The organism is Neorhizobium sp. 05N33 (genome assembly GCF_056397445.1).
In genome coordinates this window covers 204,602-225,440 of sequence record NZ_JBFTNK010000008.1, presented here as the reverse complement: position 1 = coordinate 225,440, position 20,839 = coordinate 204,602, and the positions used below count along the sequence as shown (strand labels likewise).

The window sequence follows — 20,839 nt, the reverse complement described above, 5'->3', positions numbered from 1 at the left end:
CCGTGGCCCTCGGCCGTCACGGGATCTGCCGTCAGGAGACAGCGTCCCGCTGAGCAGCCTGCCAGACATCCCGCTCGGTGCGCAGCCAATCGAGAAAGATCCGCACTTTCTTCTGACGCAGATGGTCTCGCGGGCAGACGATCCACTGCGTGACAATGCGGATTTCCGGTGGCGCCGCGACCGGACAGACTAGCCGCCCGCTCTTCAATTCATCGCCCATCATCAGCGTGCTCTCCAGCGCAATGCCCATGCCGCGTATGGCGGCGTCGATCGCCATATGGCTGCGGTCAAAGAGAATCCGCGACCAGCGCTCCTGTGGCGCAACCTCGGTCAGCTGAAACCAGGTCGTCCATTGCGCCTGCGACTTGACCGAATGGATCAGGCGGTGATCGAGCAGGTCCTGCGGCTGGAGGCTACCTGCCGCCGCATAATCGGGCGAGCAGACCGGCATGAACTGTTCGTCGGCGATACCTTCCACGAACAGTCCCGGCCAGCGTCCATTGCCGTGGCGAAGCTCAATGTCCACCAGTTCCTGGTTGAAGTCGGTAGGCTCATTGGTGCCGTCAAGGCGAACTTCGAGATCGGGATGCTGGTCGAGCAGCTTGCCGAGGCGTGGCAGCAACCACTTGTTGGACAGGGTGGGGGTGGCGCGAACGGTCAGCGTCGTAACTGAGCGAAACCCTTGGATCGTGCCGGTTGCTTCCTCGATGCGCTCGATCTGCTCGGCGATCATCGAGAAATAACGTTCGCCAGCCTCCGTCAACACGACGCCTCGGCCGGCTTTGGCAAGCAGGGAGATGCCAAGTTGAACCTCCAGCAACTGGATCTGCTGGCTGACCGCCGATGGCGTCACGCTCAGCTCTGCGGCTGCGCGGGAAATGCTGCCGGCACGAGCTGCGGCGTGAAAAACGAGAATGGCCTTGATCGGAAGCTGCATTTTCTACCTGCGCTGACGACGGCGCTGAGACGGTGTTCGTCGTTCAGAGAATGCTGTAATCACGAATGGCCTTAATTTCGTTGAGCAAATGGACAATAAGAAGAAGGCGGCGTCAAGTTGGCTTTTCCTATCGTCATCGCATCGCGCCGGCTAAACGCGGGAGCCAAAGCACCAGGTCCGGGACATAGGTGATCAGGAACTAGCCACCAGCAGAGCCAGCGGGGAACGCTCAAGAATGCCGGATTACTCGCCCCGGCTTATGAACTGGTCCACAATGTCCCGTCCGCTGTCGAAGCAGCGATCCGGATCGGCTTTCCGCTGATCGTCAAGCCGGTGGTCGGAAGTGGAAGCACCCGCGTGCGTCTTTGTCTGGACGGTGGAGATGTTGGAGAGCAGGTGGCCCATCTGCTGTCGAGCGGCGGCGAGGGAACGGCCCGGGATGTTTTGATCGAGGAGTTCATCGTGGGATTGGAATATTCCGTCGAGACAGTTGGAGATGTCGTGCACGGCATCACCAGGAAGCCTGTCATCGCCCGGCGACCGCCTTGGCGTCGACGTGAAATGCGTCGCAGGAAGTCAAGAGACCCCGGGCGCCACAAAAGCCAGCAGCGGTTCCAAATCGTAATTATCTACCGCTTTCAGCGCCGCGATATAGGCGGCGCGTCTCTCGCTCATCTTTTGAAGATTGGAGCCCGACGTCCAATCGATAGGTTCGGCTCCATATATCTTTTCAAGAACGACATCCGCCATGATGCGCGCATGCCGGCCATTACCGTTCGGAAACGGATGAATGAATACCAGCTTATGATGTAGCCGGACAGCCACCTCGATCGCAGAGTACGTGTTGTTATCAGCCCAATACCGGGCATCATCCATGAGCCCCCGCAGTTGGACTCCTATCTGCACGGGATCGATACCAATGTTTTTCCCCGTTTTGCGAAATGCGCCCGCCCAATCCCAAACATCGCCAAAAAGGCGCCGATGAAGCTCGATTGCAAAGTCATCGGTCAGAATATCTTTTCGGCGCATACGAGAAATCCAGCGCAGTCCAGAAGCGATGTTCGCCTGTTCGAGCTCGTCCAGCTCACTCTGCGTTTTAAGATGCTCAAATTTCAGCCCGCCGATTTCGTTTGGGTCGAGAGGGGTCGCACCATCGGGATATTCGAACTCAAAGGTCACTTATCCTCCCAGAAATCGGAGGGCATCTGGTACATCAGCTCATTCATCAGGCGCGCGACTTCCTGCTGGGTCAGGCTGCGCGAAACAGTTTGGTCTTCCAACGCCATATGCTTTGCGGCCCTACCGACGATCGCCTGTGCTTTTTTCCTGGCCTGGGCGATAATGACATTTTCGATCGTCTGAGGTGGGACAAAGGCGTAGACGAAGCGGCAACCCATCGCTTCTGCGATCGCCTCCATGGACTTCAAGGTCACACCGCCATCAAGCTCGGCTTTTTCGGCCTGCGCGATGCGCGAGCGCGTGACGCCCATTTTCTTGGCGAGTTGCGCGCCCGACATGCCCAAAGCTCTGCGCACGGTTCGGATCCAGCCTTCAGCGGGTCTCTCGATATCGTTTCCATGCGCCGTATCTACAATCGCCTGATACTGCCGACGTACGGTTTGCTTCACGCCCATTGGAGACTCGTATGTTGACGGATTAAATCATTTCGTCAATAAAAAGCTATACAATCTGTGACAAAATGTCAATATATTTATTGACGCTGTTGGTGCGTCACTTATAATGGCCTTCACTGGAGACGACCAAGCTGTTCTTCCTCGTTGGCAATCGCCCCGTCTCGCTGCTGACCTGCGAGGCGATCGCGATCATGGCGGTGGCGGCTTCCCGGCGAATTTTTCGCGTGCTCCTGCGTGGTGGCGATCGAGCGCCTGGCGAGCCGTGCTTGCCTATCCGGACGCTGCGGAGATCCTGCGGCGTATGCTGCCCAGGCATGACTGCCTTAGCTCCCTCGCGACCGGCGTTGCCGCTATCTGATGAAGAGCAGAATGCCATGGGGCGGGTTATCAGGCTGATCATCATATTGAAGAGACAATGACGGTAACGCCAGGCATTGGCAGAAAATGCAATCTTTTTGTCATTCCCGCCACAAGACTCGTTCGATACCTTGGCGATGGCTGTAATGCAGATCGGAGCGCCGGACGTTGGCGCGCTATCTTCTCATCATAGGTCGTGCGCGATTATGCAAGCCTGGCCGGCTTTGCTCCGAACAACGGCAGGTAGCCGAAGATTGAGCGCCGCGAGCCTTGAGGGAAAGCAGTCTTTTTCCTTCACCTTGGACGAGGACACGGAATGATCGACACTGAATATAGGGTACGCCTTGCAGAGCCTCGGGAACTTGGCGCCACGGCCGCTCTCGTCACCGACGCTTTCGCGCAATATCGCGGAGTTTTGCCCGCCCACATCTTCGATCCCTATTTGAGAGACTCGCGCGACTTCACGAGCCGATGGGGGCAGGCGGATATTGCGGTGCTTGAGATGCAAGGGCGCCTCGTGGGAACGGTCACCTATTACGCGGAGGCGTCGCGCGAGGGAATGGGGTGGCCTTCCAGTGTTGCAGGGCTTCGAACATTGGCCGTCGCGCCCTCCGCTCAAGGACGTGGCTACGGTCGGGCACTTTGTTTGTGGTGCATAGGACGCGCCCAACAAGATGGAGCACGTGCTCTCACGCTGCACACCGCCGAGTTCATGATGGCGGCGTGCAACCTGTATGAGGGCCTTGGTTTTCGCAGGCGCCCTTCGCACGATCTGGCAGCGTCGAATGTTCTCGGGTTCAGTCCCGGTCTGACCGATCAGAAGATCATAGCGTACGCCCTGCCACTCGAGGACGCCGGATAGGCGCCTGGCTATTGGCCGGATCAGACGGTCTGTAGCCGCCCCTGACGCCGTTGTGGCCGGCCCGCCGCATACCACGGAAAGGAAAGGAAAGGAGACAAGACCATGTCGAAGTTTATCACAATCGGATATGGCGACCCGGCTGGCTACGATCGCACGCCCGGACCCGTCAAAGACGCCGCGCATGCCCAGGACGCAAAACTGCGGTCCGAGGGCGCCGTGATCGGGATCGCCGGCACACCGGTGCAGGTCCGCAATCCGGAGGCGCGCGGGGTGGAAACCCGCGATGGACCGTTCATGTCGTCAGCCCTGCCGATTGCGGGATTTGCCGTCATCGAGGCCACCGACCTGGCCGACGCCATAGAGAAGGTTTCCCACGTACCGTGCGCGATTGCACACGGCGTCGTTGAAGTTTGGCCCCTGAAAGAAGTACCCTGATCAGAGCTCATTATTCAAGATACAGGAGATTGGATATGTCGAATCTCGAACGGCAGATTTATGGGCTCAGCCAGCCTGGCGCGCCCGCTCATTTCTCTGCTGACGTCCACACGCGGATGAACGAGACACCGCGAAGTCCAGCGCTGCTGACCTGTTCCACGAAACTGTCGGTGACATAGACGGCCGAGGCCCGCGTCGGCAGTTTGAAGAGCTGTGCGGCTCCAATTTTCTCCCTCCTGAAGATATGACGCTCGATATCGAGAATGTCTCCGTTGTCGAAATAGGCGATGCGTGACTGTTCATGATCGAGCGCGTCGAGGACCGTCGTCGTGTTGAAAAGCCAAACCTCTTCCCCCTTCATGGGCAGAAGCTGCCCATGCTCGACGAGAACCGGCGCCAGTGCGTCGACTGCGGGTCTTTTCAGGATCGGCGCGTGCTCGCCTAGCCAGGGGAAATCGGAATAGGTCCGATCCGCCGTGTCCAGTTTCATGACAGGAGCGATCCAATCCTGAATGACGCGCCCATCCATCGCAGAGAAGGTCTCATAGTCGTCGTCATCAGCCGGGAATATCCACTCCTGGCCTTCGATGACCTCGAACTTGTAGACTGTCAACGGCATAGCGCGGTTCTCCTGGCGGTCAATGGTCAGAACTGGCCGGTCAGGCAGCGCGGAGGGCCGGCGGGACCAATGTCGAAGGTCGTGCAGCGCGGCTTACGAGCTCGCAAACCGGGTTAGGGAAGTTTCGCCCACCCAATCCAGTTCTCGCGGCTCATAGCGGACAGTGCGGATCGCAAAGGAAAGAGGGTTTAGTCCGTAGCACGTCGAGAAGGTCTCTCCCGGCGCGATGACTTCATCACTCGTATGGGACGCCCTGTAAACGATCGACTTGCGTTGTTTGGCAACTAGGCTGAATGAGACAGTCTGAAGGGCCGTGTCCGCATGATTGGTAATCCGGACCGAGATCGGCATATCCGGATTTGGACACAGCTGGGGATCGGGGTTCGCATTGATAGAGACGGATTGGTTCGAGGGCTCCTGCTCGCTTTTACGATCCGTGACGAGCCAAAGTCCGACCCAGGCAACGGCGAGCGAAGCGACCACAACGGCGCCAGCTCTGCGCGAAAACAAGAAAGTTATCAAAACTATCGCGCCGCCGATCAGCCAACCCATTATGGCCTCTGCACGTTGTGGCTGATGATTGTCTTCATTGCCCTTACGTAGGCTTGAAGCAGATGCAACGCAATGGAAGGAATTGACGCATTTGAGGAAGGCGGTCGCGAAAGCGTGTCCGGAGGGCGACGAGCACGCTTTCGCGGGGAAGGTCGGCAGGATGGAGGAGAACAGCGCGCCGATCGCCAGGGCGATAAACGCAGCGCCGTGCCACACTCATAAGCCAATCGCTTCGGCGTGAGCGCACAGAGGCTACACTTCGTAGGCCGGCTGGGCGAATGTGCTTGCGCGCGTCCATAGCCACGTCGAAAGACAAATCAATGCGGCTGCCAGGCCTGCCAGGCCGAGGTCAAGCGCCAGTTCCGGTACGAAAGCGCGAAGGGCAATCGGCATCGCACTTAGGAAATAGAGCGCAAGTGGAATCCGGGGTACGTCCTTTGCGATCACAAGCGAGATTACAAACGCGCACGTCCCGAAGAGAAACAGCAATGAACTCGCCACGAGGACTAGCCCGAGCGGTCCCGCCTGAAGCTCAACGATGGTTGCCATCGGAAGTTTGGAAAATACCAGATTGATGACGACTTCCACCCCTTCCAGGCTCGCAAGGGCCGCGAAATTGAGAACGAAGGCAATCAACCCAAACAGGCCGGTACGGCGGCCGACGGATAGAAACAAACCGACGATCAGTCCAAGCGCCAGAATTTCGGCAAGGGGTGCGAGAATTTGGGTGAGATTGGTGGTCGCGATCAGTCCGCTACGCTTGGCCGCATTGATCAGCAGTATGATTGCACTTCCTACTCCACAGACAGCTGCGACACGATAAAGGATACCGTCTGAAACGCCGGACATCGCCGAAAATGGCCGAAACCTTGTGCTGGAGCTGGAGACTGCGAGGTTGCCAGATGGTGTAGGCGATAAAGCAGGGGTGTTTTTCGCGAGCATGATGTTTCCTCCATCCGGGAAAGTAGAGAGTTGCGAGGATCGCAAGGTGTTCCAGTTCCCGTCCGTAATCACTGCTTACATTCATTTGTGAGGAGTGTAAACAGCGATTACATTTCTCATGTCGTTGTGATACCGAATGCCATCCAACTGAACGGAAACACCTATGAGCGAAGACCAGGGCAAAGATCGCCCAAGCTATCATCACGGAAATCTCCGGCAGGCGCTGATCGATGCGGCTGTTCAACTTGTCGAGGAGGACGGCCCCGCCAACGTGAGTGTTCGAGAAGTAGCAAAACGGGCTGGCGTTTCCCCAGGCGCCCCTTTCCGGCACTTCAGCAACAAGACCGCTTTGATGACAGCTGTTGCTGAGCAGGCGATGGCGCGTTTTAGGCTGGAGATCGTCAACGCGGTGGAGGCTGTTATCACTGACGATCCGGTTGATCGGTTTGCAGCGGTGGGAGTGGCCTATCTGCGATGGGCGATTCGAAACCCGACACACTTCCAGATCATCTCGACGCGGAGCCTGATTGATTGGGAAAATTCTGAATCTCTACGCCGGGACAATGACGCCGTGCGTCTGCTTGTTGAAGGAGCGATGCTGGAGGCCAGGCGGCGAAATTTGCTTCAGTCAAACGACATCATGGAAACACAAATTGCCGCAAGGGCGCTCGTTTACGGGCTTGCCCGTATGTACATCGATGGTCATTTCGCGCAGTGGGCGATACCCGGACAGACGGCAGAAGATACCGTTCAGACGGTCCTAAAGAACTATATTTCGTCAATCAGGAGAGCCCCGATCACATTGCCAGAGGAGACGATCTGATCGCCGACCGGCGATGGTGGTGGCCGTGGATGCGCAACCGCGAAGGAGCCATGGCGGTATCGCCACCTAACCGACAACGCAAGGCTCACGACGCGGCGGCGTAGCGGCTGCGGCCGGTCTTTTTTGCCTCATAAAGAGCAAGATCGGCTCGGCGCATCAAAGCGTCTGTCGACTTCGCGTCATGGGGGTATCTTGCCAGACCGATAGAAATCCCGACCTCCAGAATTTGGCCGTCGACGACAATCGGATTGACCATTGCCTTCAACAGGCTTTCAGCCGCGCTGGCGGGATCGCGTTGTCTTGATGAGTGCCTGAACAGAACGACAAACTCATCTCCACCGACACGCGCAAGCAAATGCCGCTCGTCCAGAACCAAGCGGAAGCGTTGCGCCACCGCGTGGAGAAGAGCATCTCCGATCGCATGCCCATGCGTGTCATTAATCTCCTTGAAACGATCGAGATCGACCCAGAGTAGCCCAAACTCCTGATTGGACAGCGCCTCTTTTCGCAGCTCGGCATTTAACAGCCTGCGATTTGGAAGTCCCGTCAACTCGTCATGGTTGGCGAGGTAGTCCAAGCGATCACGAGCGCGTTTATGATCGCCAATATCGCGAACTTCGACGAGATGTCGCAACGTGTCTCCCGACAGGATCGGTGTTGTGTTGAGCGCAACGTCCACCCGCACCCCATTTGCCGTCCTTAGTTGCCCTTCGGTCTCGTAAAGGCGAGGTGTGTGACGATTGACGCCTGCCGGGAGTTCAAAAAAGTCGGCAACGGCACGACCTTCGATACTCGACCCTTCACAGCCCACGAGCCGCTCGAATGCCTTGTTTGCCGAGATGACCTCATCATCCTGACAAACAAGGATGCCGATCTGTGCGGCCTCAAGAATTGATCGCATCTGTTGGGCATCGGCGGTCGCGTCGTGAGCACGTCGATCAAACATAACCGTCACCAGACTGAAGACCACGATCAATGTTGTGACCGCGGCAACGGAGAGCCCGAGGAGAAATTCCGACAGGTTCCCATCCGCAACTCGAAGAGACGGGTCTGTCTTAAGAAGGGCGGCACTCATCGCGGTGAAATGCAGTGTGCAGATAGCTGCACCGAATAAGGTTCCCGCAGCAAGGCGAGATCCGACCGAGGCACGTCGACGTCCAGCGAATGTCGCCGCGATCACCAGTAAGCTGCCCGCGCAGAGCGAAAGCGCAACGAGAGGCAAATGCCACTCGAGAGTGCCGGCAAATAGCAAAGCCCTCATGCCGATGAAGTGCATGGTGCCAATTGCGGCGCTGAGAAGAAGACCGCCCGCGAGAGCGTTGACAAGACCAGGCGACAGTAACAGGGGCGTGGCAGCTGCGGCAAAGGCAATTGCAAAAAAGGCCGAAATTGCTGTGAGACCTACATCGTAGCTGACAAACGCAGCAGGTTGAAAACCCAGCATGGCGATGAAGTGCGTCGACCAAATTCCGCCACCCGCCGCGAAGGCAGCCACAAATACCCAAACGGTCTTCATACGTCCATGTCGCGCTCTAGCATGGTCGAGGATGGTGAACAGTGCAAAACCCGAAAAGAGCGCGACGACAATCGCCAGGACGACAAGCGTCGGATTATGATCGGTGCTGATGCAATCGAGTACACGAATGAACATGTGAAACTCCGCTACTGGCTGAAATCGACTGCTGAGCGGGAGCCAAGTCTCACTCGAGATAAAAGGCACTCACGATCGGGGAATATGGCTACGCCGGGCAAACACTGTCGACCCAACGATCGGCGCGGCCCTTAATATTGCTTTAAATTTATAGAGAGGTTTCTATGCATCCGGACGTAAGAGGCTGAAAAAACGGAAACGCTTTTGCTCCAAACGGATCGGTATATTCTGTGGAAAAAGCCTGCCGCCTGCCGGTGTTGAGTTCCGATGTTGCGTGACTCCTTTTCCGTTTGCAGCAATTCCTTTCCATCGGGCGTCTCCTGGCATCAGACGGGCACTGGAATTTTTTATCTTGCCTCGTGCGCATGTCAGGTAACAAGCACTCGAGTCGTTCGACTATGTCGCAATCTGCCGCTTTCCGCTGATCTTATGTCCACGTAAGCCACATATAAGCGGCGGCCGTCCAGGAAAAGCCGAGGCCGCCGCAGCCTTCGCCCGTTACCGGGTCGAAATATTCGGCAAAACCTTCCGCCTCGATCGCGGCGACCGTCGATCTGCGCAGCTCTTCCGCCGCTTCCGGATGACCGTTGCGCTTGAAGCCGTCGATCAGCAGCCAATTGATGATCGCCCAGGCCGGGCCGCGCCAGTAGCGTTTCGGTTCCCAGCCTACGATACCCGGCTTGGTGGTCGGAAAGGCGACCTTGAGGCCCTTCGACCAAGCCTTCATCTCATCGACCAGCGCATCGGCGATGCCCTTCTCCAGGTCGAGCGACAGGAGGGGGATGAACCCGGCCTGCGTGGCGGCCTCGACATCCTCCCCGGAGATCAGGTCGCGGGATACGAAGCGCGACAGGGCAGGGCGCCACTGCGCGAGTATCGCCTTGCGGGTCCGTGCGTTGAAGGCGGCGATCTCGGCGGCGTCCTCCATCCGGCCGAATTCGCGGGCGAGATGCTCGAGGTCCTCGCCGGCCTTCAGCAGGATAGCGGTGGTCTGGATCTCGGCGACCTTGAACGGCGCCTTTTCCCATTGCCTTGCGGGATCCCAGCCGCAGGCGGCATAGGTGTCGACCAGATGGATGAAGCGGTTATAGTCCTCGTCGCGCGGGCGCATCGAGGCGTTCACATGGCCGGTATCCTTGCGTACGACCGGCGTGTCGGTGGTGGTCGGCACGCGGGCGAGCGCGATGTCCCAGGCCGGCGAGTTGTCGCTGCCACTTTCCCAAGGGTGCAGCAGGGCGACCAGGCCGGTGCCTTGCGGATCGCGTGCGGAATACCACCAGCGATGCCATTTCAGCGCGGCCTCGTAGAGCGGCAGGGTGCGGGCCTCCGCGTCGCTGCCGGCCGCCTCGAAGACCTTGCGCAGCGCGATTGCAAAGACCGGCGGTTGGGTGATGCCGGAGGTCGGGATCGTGTGACGGGTGCGCCAGACGTTCGGACCCGGGAAATAGGTGTCGCTCGGCTGGTGGAAGACGATATGCGGCACCATGCCGTCCGCCCACTGCCCCTCGATCAGCCGTTCCAGCTCGCGATAGGCGCGGTCGGTATCATAAAGCGCGAACCCCATGGCGACGAAGGCGGAATCCCAGTTCCACTGGAACGGGTAGAGCCTGTCGGTCGGCACCGTATAGCCGCCGCGGTCGTTGGCGACGAGGATGCGCTTCGCCTCGGTGATATGCACGTTCATGTCGGGTACTCCGGTATGCTCAGGCCGAAACGGCTGGAAACGACTTGCCGCTTTCGGGCGAAAGCCAGGTGATGCGCTTACGGTCGAGCTTCAGGCCGATCGTGTCGCCGCTCCTCACGGTTTCGGACGCAGGCAGGATGACCCGCACCGGCTGGTCGTGGATCGAGCCCGTCAGGAGCAGATGCGACCCCATCGGCTCGGCGACCCGTACCTTCATCTCGATCCCCTGCGGCAGCGGCGCCAGTTCGACCGCTTCGCCACGCAGCCCAAGCACGATTTCATTGCCGACATCTTCCGGCACCGCGAGCTGTTCAGCACCCGCCGCCACCCGGCCGTTCGAGACCGGCACCTTGATGAAGTTCATCGGAGGATTGCCGATGAAGCCGCCGACGAACCGCGTGGCCGGATGATTGTAGATCTCGACCGGATGACCGACCTGCTCGACGACGCCGTTGTGCATGACCGCGATACGATCCGACAGGCCCATCGCCTCGGTCTGGTCGTGGGTGACATAGATCGTCGTCGTACCCGCCGATTGCAGCACGGTTTTCAGTTCGGTGCGCATTTCGAGCCGCAGCAATGCGTCGAGATTGGAGAGCGGCTCGTCCATCAGCAGCACCTTCGGCTCGACGGCCAGCGCGCGGGCGACCGCCACGCGCTGGCGCTGGCCGCCCGAAAGCTTGTTCGGATAACGGTCGAGATACGGCTCGATATGCAGCAGGCCGGCCGCCTTCTCCACCTGCGCCTTCACCCGCGCGTCGTCCGCCTTCTGCATGCGCAGGCCGAAGGCGACGTTTTCGTAGACCGTCATATGCGGGAAGACCGCATAGTTCTGGAAGACCATCGCCAGCCCGCGATCCTTGGGCGCCAGCCCGATGATCGACCGGTCGCCGATGCGGACATCGCCCGAGGTCGAGGTTTCGAGACCGGCGATGATGCGCAGGAGCGTGGTCTTGCCGCAGCCCGATGGCCCGAGCAGCGATACGAACTCGCCATCGTTGATCGTCAGCGAGACCTCCTTCAGCGCCTGAAAAGCGCCGAAACTCTTGCGGATGCGGTCAATGACAATATTGGCCATGTCGATGGTCCCGTTATTTGGAGGAAATGCCCCAGATCGCGAAGAGGTAACGCCTGACCGCGAAGATGAAGACAACGGAAGGGAGAATGAGCATAAGCCCGCCGGCAAAGCGGTAATGCATCGGGCTTTCCGACAGCACCGTCAGCAGATAGGCCGTGAGCGTGCGGTTGCGCACCGTCAGTACCGAGGCGGCGAACACCTCGTTCCAGGAGATGACGAAGGCGAACACTGCCGTGGCGACGATGCCGGGCAAAGCCAGCGGCGCGACCACCTTGAAAAAGGCCTGGACGCGGGTGCAGCCGAACACCCAGGCGGCCTCCTCGAGTTCCTTCGGAACGCCAAGGAATATGCCTTGGGTCACGAGCGCCGCAAAGGGCAGCGCCAGGACCGTGTGGATCAGGCCGACGCCGATGATCGTGTCATAGAGCCCGAGCCGGATGAAGGAGACGGTGAGCGGCAGCGCCAGGATCGCCAAGGGGAAGGCGCGGGTCAGCAGGACCAGAAGCCGGTAGCTGTCCTTGCCCCGGAAATCGTAGCGGGCCAGTGCATAGCCGGCCGGCGCGCCCAGCAGGATGGAAAGCGCCACCGTGATGCCGGCTGCCCCCAGCGAGTTGAGAAAAGACTGGACGACGCCTTCGGTCTTTAGGAACAGAATGAACGGTTCGAGCGAAATCCCGGTCGGCAGGCCCGTCTTCGGCCAGATATAGACACCCTGGCGACCGCCGAGTGCCCCCAACGCCACCAGATAGATCGGCACCAGAACCCAGGCGCAGAGCGCCGCAATGCCGCTCCACAGGAGCCAGCGGCGGGAGGAGGCGAAGCTTGCGGGACGGGAAGCCGTTTCCGTCCCGCTCATGGTTTCCGTACTCATGGCAGGCGCTCCGGATCGACTTTCAGGGCCTTCAGATAGATCAGCGTCGCGGCAAGCGAGATGATCATGATCAGCACCGCGTAGACCGCCGCGACGCTGTAATTCTGGTTCTGGTTCTGCCAGTTATAGGCCTCGCCGACGAGGACCGGGAAATTGCGCCCGCCGAGCGCGTAGACAACCGCGAACACCTCGAAGGCGAGCACGGTGCGCAGGATCAGCGCCGATTGCAGAGCCGGCCGGATCAGCGGCAGGGTGATACGCCAGAAGCGCGTCCATGGGCCCGCGCCAAAGATCTCGGCGGCTTCCTTGAATTCCTTCGGCACCTGGTTGAGGCCGGCGACGATGATGACCATGACGATCGCCGTGCCGCGCCAGATTTCCGCAACTGCGATGGCGATGAAAAGCGCCACCGGCGTCTGGTAGGACAGCCAGCTCGCCTGCCGGCCGATGACGCCGAGGCTGAAGAGGAGCGAGTTGAAATAGCCGGTATTCTGCAGGATCGACAGCCAGACAAGGCCGGCAGCAAGATCGGAAATGCCAAGCGGGATGGTCCAGATCCAGAGAATGGTCTCGCGGCCGCGGCCGACCTTGGCGACCATCGTGCCCATGGCGAGCGCGATGGCGATCTGCACCGGCACGACGACGATCGTCAGAAGAAAGGTGTTCCTGACCGAGCGGGTGAAATTGATGTCGGTCACCATGCGCTCGGCATTCGCCAGCGACGGTGCGCCGTTGTCCGAGAGAGCCAGCCAGATCGTCTGCACCAGCGGCACGACGAAGAGCAGCGCCAGAAAGGCGACTGACGGCAGGATCAGCAGATAGGGGATCCAGGGTCGGTTCTGGGTCATCGATTGCCCTCGCAAGGGGGCTTTGAGAATTGATCATACATCGGCTTGTTCCTCTCTCCGCCACCCGTATCGCGACGGAATGCAGGCACCGTGCGGTCCGCTGCTCCCGCTCCTTCGGATTTGGCATCCGGGCATTCGCGCCCGGATGCCATCAGCCTTGGGAGGCTTGTCGGATGGTGCCTTATTGAACCGGGCAGGCGCCGTCGCTCTTGGCGTCCGGAGCCCAGCAGGGCGCTTTGGCGTCGGTCATCAGTTTGGCCATGGTGGCACCCTGCTTGGCGAGCACGTCGGCGACGGGCTCGTTCTGCAGCACGATGCGCTGGAAGGCGTCCATGTAGACCTTGTTGAATTCGCCGCCCTTGTCGCCGAGACCGACCGGAAGAAGCGAGATCACGGCATCCTTGGAGCCTTGCGTCTTGGTGACCGCACCGGCGAGAAGCGCGACGCCCTTGTCGAGGTCCGGCGGCAGCTGGACGTTGAGGGTCGGGAAGAAGCCGACCTTCGAAGCCGTCAGCAGCTGGGTCTTCTCTGTCGTCAGCGTTTCGATGACCTTCGTGGCCCCTGCCGTGTCGGGTGCGCCCTTCGGGATCGCAAGCCCGGCCAGAACCGGCATGTAGCCACGCCCCTTCGGGCCGGCCGGTGCCGGGAAGACGACATAGTCATCCGGCGCAGCCGAGATGGCGTTCTTCAGGCGAGCGACATGGTCCCAGGCGACCATGACTTCGCCCGAGGCCAGCGGCTCCTGCATGAAATCGTAATTGGTCGAGTTCGGGGTGACATAGGCCCAGAGCGCCTTCAGCTTCTCCCAGCCGGCTGCGGCATCTGCATTCTTGAAGGTGCGCACCACGCCGCCGGTGAAGGACGGATAGAAATAGCCCTGGAAATAACGGGCCATCAGGCCCTTCGGACCAGCCGGGAAACCGATCTGCGGCTGGCCGGTGGCAGCTTGCATGTTCTTGCCCCACTCGATCAGCTGGTCGTAGGTCAGGGCGTTGATATCCGCACCCTTCGGCAGGTATTGCAGGGCGTCCTTCTTGGCGGCCATGACATAGGTCGCCTGCATCCACGGAATATACTGCTGCGTCGGCTTGCCGAGCTTGCCGAGATCGAGGACCGATTGCGGCATGCCGCCGGCGGCGAGCTTCTTGGCAAGCTCGTCGAGCGGTTCGAGCTGGCCCTTGTCGGAGAGCGGCGAAAGCTCGCCATGCAGCGCGCCGACGAGGCTGACGGTGTGCTTGCCGGCCTGCGCTTCGGCTTCCATGCGCACTGCAAACTGCGGCGGCTCTTCAACCACGTAATCGACCTTGCCGGCATCCTTCAAAAGGTCCTGCCGGACCACGGTCGCCTCCTCGATCGGGCGAAGCTGGGTGGATACGAAAACCGTCTGGGCAAGCACCGGCGAGGCAAACGCCAGCACGGTCGAAGCCAGAATTGTAAGTGACACGATATGTTTCATCTTCTCCTCCTTTATTTTGTTCGTCTTGAATGCGTTGCTGTCTATGCGGCCACGGGTGGGCGGCGGTGGCTGTCGCGGTCGACAAATTCGATCGCGTGAAGCTCCTGAAGGTCTTCGGCGGGCTCTCCCGCGATGGCGCGCAGGAGCAACGAGGCGAAGGTCGCACCGAGGTTCTCGCCGGTCATGCGCATGGTCGAGAGCGGCGGGCTGGTGAAGGCGCCCATCGACAGGTCGTCATGACCGACGATGCTGATCTGGCTGCCGCCGTCGACCTCGCGCAGTGCCCGAAGCGCGCCGATCGCCATTTCGTCGGTGGCGCAGACAAGGGCCGTCGGACGCGACGGCTGGCGCAGAAGTTCCAGCGCTGCGAGATAGCCGCCCTGTTCGAGCGGCGCTCCTTCGGCGCAGAGATCGGTCGCAAGCCCGCATTCCTCCATCGCCGCCTGCCAGCCGCGGCGACGGACATGCGCGAAGTAATATTCCTGCGGCCCGGCGATGTGACCAATGCGCCGATGCCCCGCTGCATGGAAGCGCAGCGTTGCGGCGTGGAATCCGGCAAAACCGTCGCCATCGATGAACGGATGGGGGATCAGGCTTTCGGTGCGGCCGTTGGTGACGAAGGGAATGCCCCGCGACTGAAGGTATTCGACGCGCTCGTCCTTCCGTTTGGTGCGGACCAGCAGCATGGCATCGACGCGGCGCCCATCGACGAAGCGCTGGCATATCTCAAGTTCGCTGACACCCCGTGGCACAGGCGCGATAACGAGATTGAGACCGGCCGCGGCGAGATGTTCGGCGCAGCCTGACAGCATGTCGAGGAAATGAGGAGGGCCGACGTGGCCAGGATCACTCGGCAGCGTCACGGCGACCAGTTCCGCGCGCTGCTTGCGCAACCGACGAGCAGACGCATTCGGCCGATAACCTGCAGTCTCCGCCGCCTCGCGAACCCGCTCGCGGGTGGCCGCGGACACGTCGGGATAACCATCAAGTGCCCGGGACACAGTGGTAATCGACAGTCCGAGCGAATGTGCCAGCTGTTTCAGATTGGCCAAGATCTTCCTCCCGAATTAGAATAAACTTCCTCCAAAACGTTTTGGGAGTCAACCAAAACGTTTTGGAGGCTCGGTCCGGCGCCATCGCCGGCCCACCCGGCAGTACGGCTAGGTTTTGTCGGACGTCGCATTGCTCATGGAAATCTCGAAGAAAACCATTAGCCGGCAGTCTGAAACTGAGCGGCTATATTCAATGGGTTCTACGATTTAAACGGCTCTTTGGCAGTGGTCGCCAGTTCTATTCCTTCAGGAGTTTAAGGCAGGCTGAACGTTGGTCCGCGCCAATGTCCACGTCCGCCTCCGAGGTGGCCGGACGAGCCGCCATCGTTGTCCCTCCATAAGCTTCATGGTAAGCGCAAGCCGTTCCTGGAGGATCACATGCAATTTTCGCTTCAGACCGTGTTGATGGTGGCGCAGGCGCTCGCGAGCATCTCAACGCCCATCGCTATACTTCTCGCCATTCGGCAGTTTCGGCTGGTTCGCCGGCAGGCAAAAAAACAATCCGACACTGCCGCCGTCAACTTCATCCTGCAGGCAGAAGGTCAGTTCGACCGCGCTATGGAAACGCTCATCAATGCTCCCCCAGCAGTTATCAGGCAGGCTTATGCGCCCGAGATCGACCCTTCCTGGAAGGACGAGGATCTGGCAGCCTTTATTTTCATGAAGCGACTGTTTGGGCAGGTTTCGCGCATGGTCTTTATTGCCCATAACCAGGCCATCGATCTCGGCATGTCGCAGAAGGATCGGGAAGACCTGATTGTCGATTGGGAGAATACATTGCTCAAGTATCGGGAGCACCCGATCATGCGTCGGATTTTTGAAAACGCCATGCGCAACCAGGATTACAACCGGCATATGCTGGCCATCTGCCGAAAGATATTCGACGGCTCCTCCTGAGTGTCTCCGAACTAAGCGCCGTTCCCTTCAAGCCGCCCGCCGACAGGGCCGGCATTCACCTTGCCCATCTTCCTTCTGCTCGTCGTGCCTTTTCAGGTGCAAGGTCGAGAGCCGTGACCATGCCTTCCCCCGGCTTGGAACCTTGGCTGAGTAAAGGCGGCAGATAAACGGAAGATGCCCCAACCGCGCCCGGCGCGCTAAAGCCTCTGCCGGCTCGCGCCTTCGATCATCTCCAATGCCAGCCTGACGTCATCTCCGGCGTCGTTCGGCAACGGCAGAATCGGACGCGGCGGCTGGACGCGCGCCAGACCCAGGAGGTCCGCAATGACGAACATAACGCGGAAGCTGCCGTAGCGTTTGAACAAGGTCCAGAGGGGTTCGAAAGCTTTGTTCAACCGCGCGGTCTCGACAGTGTCGCCGGCCCGCGCAGCCCGCGTCAGCGCAAGCGCCGGGCCCGGCAGCAGGCCTGCCGCAACGCTGTACCAGCTATCACATCCCGCAAGCAAGGCATCGGCTGCCCCCCAATCGCCGCTATATCCGATCGCGAACCTGTCAGAGGTGACCTGTCGCAGGCGTGCGAGTTCCCCGGCGTAATCGCCGCCGGCCGCCAGGGGCATTTTCACGGCGACCACGTTGGACACCGCCGACAGCCGGGCGATCAACGTATCGCTGAATGTGAAGCGCGTGGTGCTCGGATTGTTGTAGATGCACAAAGGCAATTCGCCCGCCTCGGCCACAGCGACGAAGTGCTGAAAGACTTCGTCCTCGTTCAGGGGAACGTATGACATGGGCGCCAGGAGCAGACCGTCGGCGCCAGCGGCTTTGGCATCGCGCGCCAAAGCCTGAGCGTCGTCGGTGCGCAATGCTCCTACACCCACCACAAGAGGAGTCTTGCCGCCAATACATTCAACAGCAACCGCGACGGCACGCTTGCGCTCTTCCTTCGTGAGGTATGCATAGCCGCCCGTGCTGCCGAGCAACCCGATGGAATCTGCTCTCGCGTGATGGATACGCTCGAGAAAACGGGCCAGCGCCTCGGCGTCAATGCGCCCCTCAGCATCGGTCGGGGTCAGGGGGAACGCAGACAGGCCATTGAACAAAGTCATGATCCAACCTTTTCAAACTAAATACGGGAGAGCAGCATGCGCAGCCCCGCGAACGCAAAGAACAGCGACAGCAGGCTTTCGATCCAACGGCGGCAGCGGCGGTACAGAGCCACCATCGGCGCTGTGGAGAAGGCAATGGCGTAGCCACAGAAGATCACGACGCTCAAGACGGCGCAGCCAGCCAATATGGCGGCGATGCTTTGCCATGAAGAACTCGGGCCGATGCCCAGCGTGACCAGCGCGATCCATGCCAGCACGGATTTCGGGTTCGCCAAATGCATCAGGAGGCCCCGCCGGTAGAGAGCAGCCCGAGAAAGAGCAACGTCATCCGCCGACATGCGTGCCGCCAGCTTCTCGTTCGACGTCAGCGCCGAACGTCCGGCCTTGATGGCGAGGAACAGCAGATACAAGCCCCCGAAAATCTGGAGAACGATCAGAGCCTGGGCATACCTGGCCAACAAGGCGGAGATGCCCGTCGAGGCCATCAGACCCCAGAAGATCGAGCCGCTGACAACGCCGGAGGCGAGCACGAGCGCAGCACCTCTGCCGCGAGCCATCGCCACGCCCATAATGCGCATGTTGCTCGGGCCGGGGCTACCAGCGGCGATGACATATGCTGCATAGACTATGAGCAACTGATGCAGGTCGGAATTCATTCCTGGACACCCTTTAAACCTATCCAGCATCGAAAGATGCAATTGCTACCGGTGACGATTGTCTTGACTGCAAATGACCTATTGCAGTTCATTGGCACAAACTAAACTGCCAGTTTTGGAGATTTTCATTGGTCCAGTACAGAGAAGGGTCTCGCAGGACTGGAGCGACGCGCCGTATCTATCATTCCCTACTCAAGCAGATCGAGGCTGGCGTCTATGGTGTCGGTGACGCTCTGCCTTCAAGCCGCTCGCTTGCGGAAGAACTGGGTGTTTCGAGGACGACGGTGACCGCCGCATTCGACCAGCTTGTTTCGGAGGGGTATGTCCGGGTGCAGCAGGGACGGAAAGCGTGTGTTGCTTCGGCAGGGCGGGTGAGCCAGGTTGCTCCGCCCGACCGTTCGGCTATCACCGCCCGCCGGCTTTCCGCCTATGCAACTCGTGCGATGGCTCTGCCGCCGAACAGCACCGCCGGAAGGCCGCCGCTCAAATTCGATTTCCGCTACGGCGATATCGCGGCAGAGGATTTTCCAAAGGCTCCCTGGCGAAAAGCGCTGAATACCGCTTTCCTCAGGCATCGCGACAGATTGGGATACGATGACCCAGCTGGAAGCCGATCCTTGCGGGAGGCGTTGCAGGGCTATGTCTGGCGCTCAAGGGGCATCAGCTGCGATCTCGGCCAGATTATGGTTGTGAACGGATCGCAGCAGGCGCTGGACCTCTGCGCTCGGGTCCTCGTCAATCCCGGAGACGGAGTCGTGGTCGAAGATCCGTGCTATGCCATGGCCAAGAACGTCATGCTCGCCGTCGGAGCAAACATCGTTGCCGTACCTTGTGGCGCTCATGGCATAGACACCACCAGGCTTCCCGAGGTTGGCGACATCGCGGTGGCCTATGTGACGCCGAGCCACCAATTTCCTCTGGGAGGAGTTTTACCTGCTGCGCATCGCCAAGCCTTGATGGAGTGGTCCATGTCGGCGAGCGCTTATGTCATCGAGGACGACTACGACAGCGAGTATCGGTACGATGTCAGCCCCATTCCGCCCCTTTATCTCTCGGGGCAAGGGCGCGTCATCTATGTCGGAACGGTCTCAAAAACCCTGTCGCCGACGCTCCGGCTCGGATACATCATACTTCCGCATCCACTCGTCGAAGCCTTCATCGAATGCAAGCGGATTGCCGATCGGCACACATCCACGTTCGAGCAGGAGGCTCTCGCCGCGCTGATCGAGACCGGGGCTTACGAGCGGCATGTCCGCAAAATGCGGAGGCTTAACGCCGAGCGACGCACCGTATTCCTGGCGTCGATGACCAGCGCTTTTGGGGATGAGATCGAGATCGTCGGCACGACTGCGGGGCTTCACGTGGTCGTGTGGTTCAACACCATTTCCTGCCGACAAGAGGCGCGTTTCGCGGATATTGCCCGAAGCCACGACATTGGAATCTATCCTATCGCTCGCCTGTTCTCATCGCCGAGCGATGAACGAGCCGGCTATATCTTTGGCTATGCGTCCATGTCCGTCGATCAACTCTCCAAAGGAGTGGAAAAGTTGCATCGCGCATACCTTAGCTTCATCGGCGAAGAGGGGCCTCTGGGCGGACAGAGGGGCGACAACGGAAAGTTTTCGACCGTCGCATAGTTTCCACTGGCGGCTACGTAACGCATCCGCTGTTCTCTGACTTCGAGAAGAGACGTCTTCCGATGGAGGGTCGATTTCCGGATCGACCACACACCCTTTCGCCTGATCAGGTCCTGGCGGCCGCGAGACCGTGCAAGACAAGATCAAGATGGGCCTCGATATATCTCGGCGTTTCAAGATCGAGACGACCGTCGTGGATCAGTGTTTCGACAATCAAGGCCAACGCAGGCGCAAGTATGACGCGTGCAACCGCGGCAGGTCCGTCCCGAAACTCCCCCTGACGGACACCTTCGTCGATCAGAGCCTGCCCCGTGACGAGGATCGGCACGACGAGTTCCGCGTAGTGGTCATCGATGAGTTGGGGGAAACGCACGCCCTCAGAGATAGCGAAGCGAAGCAGCTCCCGGGTTCTGCGGTCTTCCATAACGCGCTCGTAAAAAAGCAGGATCAAGGATCTCAGCCGCTCCGCGCAACTTCCGGTGAGTTCCCTGGCCTCGGCTAGAACGTTCTCGAATGGTACCGCGATATGCCGTGCCATGGCCGAAAATAGAGCCTCCTTGGTGGGGAAGTAGACGTAGATCGTCCCTTTCGTCACGCCTATTCGGGCGGCGATATCTTCCACCCGCGCTGCCGTGTAGCCTTGTTCGATGAACTCCTCAAAGGCAGCGTCGAGAATCTGCGCGGGCCGGAGAGCCTTCTGTTCTGCGCGCGTCAGCTTTTTCATGTTCACATTCCTCACCAA

General features: G+C 59.8%; 21 protein-coding genes and 1 pseudogene. 6 read left to right on the top strand and 16 right to left on the bottom strand.

Annotated elements, in window-relative coordinates; translation table 11 throughout:
• Positions 1 to 31: 31 nt before the first annotated feature.
• Entirely contained in the window at positions 32 to 937 is a 906-nt protein-coding gene (locus AC1DLT_RS20700) for a LysR substrate-binding domain-containing protein (protein ID WP_477487997.1), read from the bottom strand.
• Between the two features lie 264 nt (positions 938 to 1,201).
• Here AC1DLT_RS20700 and AC1DLT_RS20695 point away from each other — a divergent pair.
• Positions 1,202 to 1,360, top strand: a pseudogene (locus tag AC1DLT_RS20695) (ATP-grasp domain-containing protein); the annotation flags it as partial.
• A gap of 153 nt (positions 1,361 to 1,513) precedes the next feature.
• On the opposite strand, the gene AC1DLT_RS20690 reads toward AC1DLT_RS20695, so the two are convergent.
• Together AC1DLT_RS20690 and AC1DLT_RS20685 are read right to left on the bottom strand one after the other, a co-directional pair.
• Positions 1,514 to 2,116 (bottom strand): mobile mystery protein B, encoded by a 603-nt coding sequence (locus tag AC1DLT_RS20690; protein ID WP_477487996.1) that lies wholly within the window; start codon positions 2,114 to 2,116, stop codon positions 1,514 to 1,516.
• Positions 2,113 to 2,571, bottom strand: coding sequence for a mobile mystery protein A (locus AC1DLT_RS20685; protein ID WP_477487995.1), 459 nt, complete (start codon positions 2,569 to 2,571; stop codon positions 2,113 to 2,115). Before AC1DLT_RS20685 ends, AC1DLT_RS20690 begins: the two co-directional genes overlap by 4 nt.
• Positions 2,572 to 3,244: 673 nt before the next feature.
• On the opposite strand from AC1DLT_RS20685, the gene AC1DLT_RS20680 reads away from it, so the two are divergent.
• Both AC1DLT_RS20680 and AC1DLT_RS20675 read left to right on the top strand, forming a co-directional pair.
• On the top strand, positions 3,245 to 3,790 hold the full coding sequence (locus tag AC1DLT_RS20680) for a GNAT family N-acetyltransferase (RefSeq protein ID WP_477487994.1): 546 nt from the start codon (positions 3,245 to 3,247) through the stop codon (positions 3,788 to 3,790).
• Positions 3,791 to 3,892: 102 nt separating this feature from the next.
• Entirely contained in the window at positions 3,893 to 4,225 is a 333-nt protein-coding gene (locus tag AC1DLT_RS20675; RefSeq protein WP_477481816.1) for a YciI family protein, read from the top strand.
• Between the two features lie 88 nt (positions 4,226 to 4,313).
• Here AC1DLT_RS20675 and AC1DLT_RS20670 read toward each other — a convergent pair whose 3' ends face one another.
• From AC1DLT_RS20670 to AC1DLT_RS20660, 3 genes are all read right to left on the bottom strand, one after another.
• A complete protein-coding gene (locus AC1DLT_RS20670; RefSeq protein ID WP_477487993.1) occupies positions 4,314 to 4,844 on the bottom strand; it encodes an imm11 family protein in 531 nt (176 codons plus the stop codon).
• Between the two features lie 93 nt (positions 4,845 to 4,937).
• Positions 4,938 to 5,396 (bottom strand): hypothetical protein, encoded by a 459-nt coding sequence (locus AC1DLT_RS20665; protein ID WP_040124223.1) that lies wholly within the window; start codon positions 5,394 to 5,396, stop codon positions 4,938 to 4,940.
• 252 nt (positions 5,397 to 5,648) lie between these two features.
• Complete coding sequence (locus AC1DLT_RS20660) at positions 5,649 to 6,338, bottom strand: hypothetical protein (RefSeq protein WP_477487992.1); 690 nt, start codon at positions 6,336 to 6,338, stop codon at positions 5,649 to 5,651.
• Between the two features lie 163 nt (positions 6,339 to 6,501).
• On the opposite strand from AC1DLT_RS20660, the gene AC1DLT_RS20655 reads away from it, so the two are divergent.
• Positions 6,502 to 7,161: a TetR/AcrR family transcriptional regulator gene (locus AC1DLT_RS20655; protein ID WP_477487991.1), complete on the top strand. Its 660-nt coding sequence runs from the start codon at positions 6,502 to 6,504 to the stop codon at positions 7,159 to 7,161.
• Positions 7,162 to 7,246: 85 nt separating this feature from the next.
• Here AC1DLT_RS20655 and AC1DLT_RS20650 read toward each other — a convergent pair whose 3' ends face one another.
• From AC1DLT_RS20650 to AC1DLT_RS20620, 7 genes are all read right to left on the bottom strand, one after another.
• Positions 7,247 to 8,812 carry a sensor domain-containing diguanylate cyclase gene (locus AC1DLT_RS20650; RefSeq protein ID WP_477487990.1) on the bottom strand — a complete coding sequence of 522 codons (1,566 nt, stop codon included), beginning with the start codon at positions 8,810 to 8,812 and terminating at the stop codon, positions 7,247 to 7,249.
• 427 nt (positions 8,813 to 9,239) lie between these two features.
• A complete protein-coding gene (locus AC1DLT_RS20645; protein WP_477487989.1) occupies positions 9,240 to 10,496 on the bottom strand; it encodes an MGH1-like glycoside hydrolase domain-containing protein in 1,257 nt (418 codons plus the stop codon).
• A 19-nt stretch (positions 10,497 to 10,515) separates the two neighbouring features.
• Entirely contained in the window at positions 10,516 to 11,574 is a 1,059-nt protein-coding gene (locus AC1DLT_RS20640; RefSeq protein ID WP_477481823.1) for an ABC transporter ATP-binding protein, read from the bottom strand.
• Between the two features lie 13 nt (positions 11,575 to 11,587).
• On the bottom strand, positions 11,588 to 12,445 hold the full coding sequence (locus AC1DLT_RS20635) for a carbohydrate ABC transporter permease (protein ID WP_040124231.1): 858 nt from the start codon (positions 12,443 to 12,445) through the stop codon (positions 11,588 to 11,590).
• The gene (locus AC1DLT_RS20630) at positions 12,442 to 13,293 is read right to left on the bottom strand and encodes a carbohydrate ABC transporter permease (protein WP_040124232.1); all 852 of its coding nucleotides are present in this window, start codon (positions 13,291 to 13,293) and stop codon (positions 12,442 to 12,444) included. Before AC1DLT_RS20630 ends, AC1DLT_RS20635 begins: the two co-directional genes overlap by 4 nt.
• Before the next feature lie 181 nt (positions 13,294 to 13,474).
• On the bottom strand, positions 13,475 to 14,749 hold the full coding sequence (locus AC1DLT_RS20625) for an ABC transporter substrate-binding protein (RefSeq protein WP_477487988.1): 1,275 nt from the start codon (positions 14,747 to 14,749) through the stop codon (positions 13,475 to 13,477).
• Between the two features lie 41 nt (positions 14,750 to 14,790).
• Positions 14,791 to 15,801, bottom strand: a complete 1,011-nt coding sequence (locus AC1DLT_RS20620; protein ID WP_477487987.1) for a LacI family DNA-binding transcriptional regulator — start codon at positions 15,799 to 15,801, stop codon at positions 14,791 to 14,793.
• A 405-nt stretch (positions 15,802 to 16,206) separates the two neighbouring features.
• Here AC1DLT_RS20620 and AC1DLT_RS20615 point away from each other — a divergent pair, with 405 nt between their 5' ends.
• A complete protein-coding gene (locus AC1DLT_RS20615) occupies positions 16,207 to 16,698 on the top strand; it encodes a hypothetical protein (protein WP_477487986.1) in 492 nt (163 codons plus the stop codon).
• Between the two features lie 197 nt (positions 16,699 to 16,895).
• On the opposite strand, the gene AC1DLT_RS20610 is transcribed toward AC1DLT_RS20615, so the two are convergent.
• Positions 16,896 to 17,804, bottom strand: a complete 909-nt coding sequence (locus tag AC1DLT_RS20610) for a dihydrodipicolinate synthase family protein (protein ID WP_477487985.1) — start codon at positions 17,802 to 17,804, stop codon at positions 16,896 to 16,898.
• 17 nt (positions 17,805 to 17,821) lie between these two features.
• Positions 17,822 to 18,460 carry a LysE family translocator gene (locus AC1DLT_RS20605; protein WP_477487984.1) on the bottom strand — a complete coding sequence of 213 codons (639 nt, stop codon included), beginning with the start codon at positions 18,458 to 18,460 and terminating at the stop codon, positions 17,822 to 17,824.
• Between the two features lie 128 nt (positions 18,461 to 18,588).
• On the opposite strand from AC1DLT_RS20605, the gene pdxR reads away from it, so the two are divergent.
• Positions 18,589 to 20,097: a MocR-like pyridoxine biosynthesis transcription factor PdxR gene (gene pdxR, locus AC1DLT_RS20600; protein WP_477487983.1), complete on the top strand. Its 1,509-nt coding sequence runs from the start codon at positions 18,589 to 18,591 to the stop codon at positions 20,095 to 20,097.
• Between the two features lie 106 nt (positions 20,098 to 20,203).
• Here pdxR and AC1DLT_RS20595 read toward each other — a convergent pair whose 3' ends face one another.
• Positions 20,204 to 20,821 (bottom strand): TetR/AcrR family transcriptional regulator, encoded by a 618-nt coding sequence (locus tag AC1DLT_RS20595; protein ID WP_477487982.1) that lies wholly within the window; start codon positions 20,819 to 20,821, stop codon positions 20,204 to 20,206.
• Positions 20,822 to 20,839: the final 18 nt, after the last annotated feature.

Excerpts from the sequence above, each read along its gene's own strand:
- AC1DLT_RS20700 (WP_477487997.1), bottom strand. The coding sequence starts at position 937 with ATGCAGCTTCCGATCAAGGCCATTCTCGTTTTTCACGCCGCAGCTCGT.
- AC1DLT_RS20685 (WP_477487995.1), bottom strand. The coding sequence starts at position 2,571 with ATGGGCGTGAAGCAAACCGTACGTCGGCAGTATCAGGCGATTGTAGAT.
- AC1DLT_RS20680 (WP_477487994.1), top strand. The coding sequence starts at position 3,245 with ATGATCGACACTGAATATAGGGTACGCCTTGCAGAGCCTCGGGAACTT.
- AC1DLT_RS20675 (WP_477481816.1), top strand. The coding sequence starts at position 3,893 with ATGTCGAAGTTTATCACAATCGGATATGGCGACCCGGCTGGCTACGAT.
- AC1DLT_RS20670 (WP_477487993.1), bottom strand. The coding sequence starts at position 4,844 with ATGCCGTTGACAGTCTACAAGTTCGAGGTCATCGAAGGCCAGGAGTGG.
- AC1DLT_RS20665 (WP_040124223.1), bottom strand. The coding sequence starts at position 5,396 with ATGGGTTGGCTGATCGGCGGCGCGATAGTTTTGATAACTTTCTTGTTT.
- AC1DLT_RS20660 (WP_477487992.1), bottom strand. The coding sequence starts at position 6,338 with ATGCTCGCGAAAAACACCCCTGCTTTATCGCCTACACCATCTGGCAAC.
- AC1DLT_RS20655 (WP_477487991.1), top strand. The coding sequence starts at position 6,502 with ATGAGCGAAGACCAGGGCAAAGATCGCCCAAGCTATCATCACGGAAAT.
- AC1DLT_RS20650 (WP_477487990.1), bottom strand. The coding sequence starts at position 8,812 with ATGTTCATTCGTGTACTCGATTGCATCAGCACCGATCATAATCCGACG.
- AC1DLT_RS20645 (WP_477487989.1), bottom strand. The coding sequence starts at position 10,496 with ATGAACGTGCATATCACCGAGGCGAAGCGCATCCTCGTCGCCAACGAC.
- AC1DLT_RS20640 (WP_477481823.1), bottom strand. The coding sequence starts at position 11,574 with ATGGCCAATATTGTCATTGACCGCATCCGCAAGAGTTTCGGCGCTTTT.
- AC1DLT_RS20635 (WP_040124231.1), bottom strand. The coding sequence starts at position 12,445 with ATGAGTACGGAAACCATGAGCGGGACGGAAACGGCTTCCCGTCCCGCA.
- AC1DLT_RS20630 (WP_040124232.1), bottom strand. The coding sequence starts at position 13,293 with ATGACCCAGAACCGACCCTGGATCCCCTATCTGCTGATCCTGCCGTCA.
- AC1DLT_RS20625 (WP_477487988.1), bottom strand. The coding sequence starts at position 14,749 with ATGAAACATATCGTGTCACTTACAATTCTGGCTTCGACCGTGCTGGCG.
- AC1DLT_RS20615 (WP_477487986.1), top strand. The coding sequence starts at position 16,207 with ATGGTGGCGCAGGCGCTCGCGAGCATCTCAACGCCCATCGCTATACTT.
- AC1DLT_RS20610 (WP_477487985.1), bottom strand. The coding sequence starts at position 17,804 with ATGACTTTGTTCAATGGCCTGTCTGCGTTCCCCCTGACCCCGACCGAT.
- AC1DLT_RS20605 (WP_477487984.1), bottom strand. The coding sequence starts at position 18,460 with ATGAATTCCGACCTGCATCAGTTGCTCATAGTCTATGCAGCATATGTC.
- AC1DLT_RS20595 (WP_477487982.1), bottom strand. The coding sequence starts at position 20,821 with ATGAAAAAGCTGACGCGCGCAGAACAGAAGGCTCTCCGGCCCGCGCAG.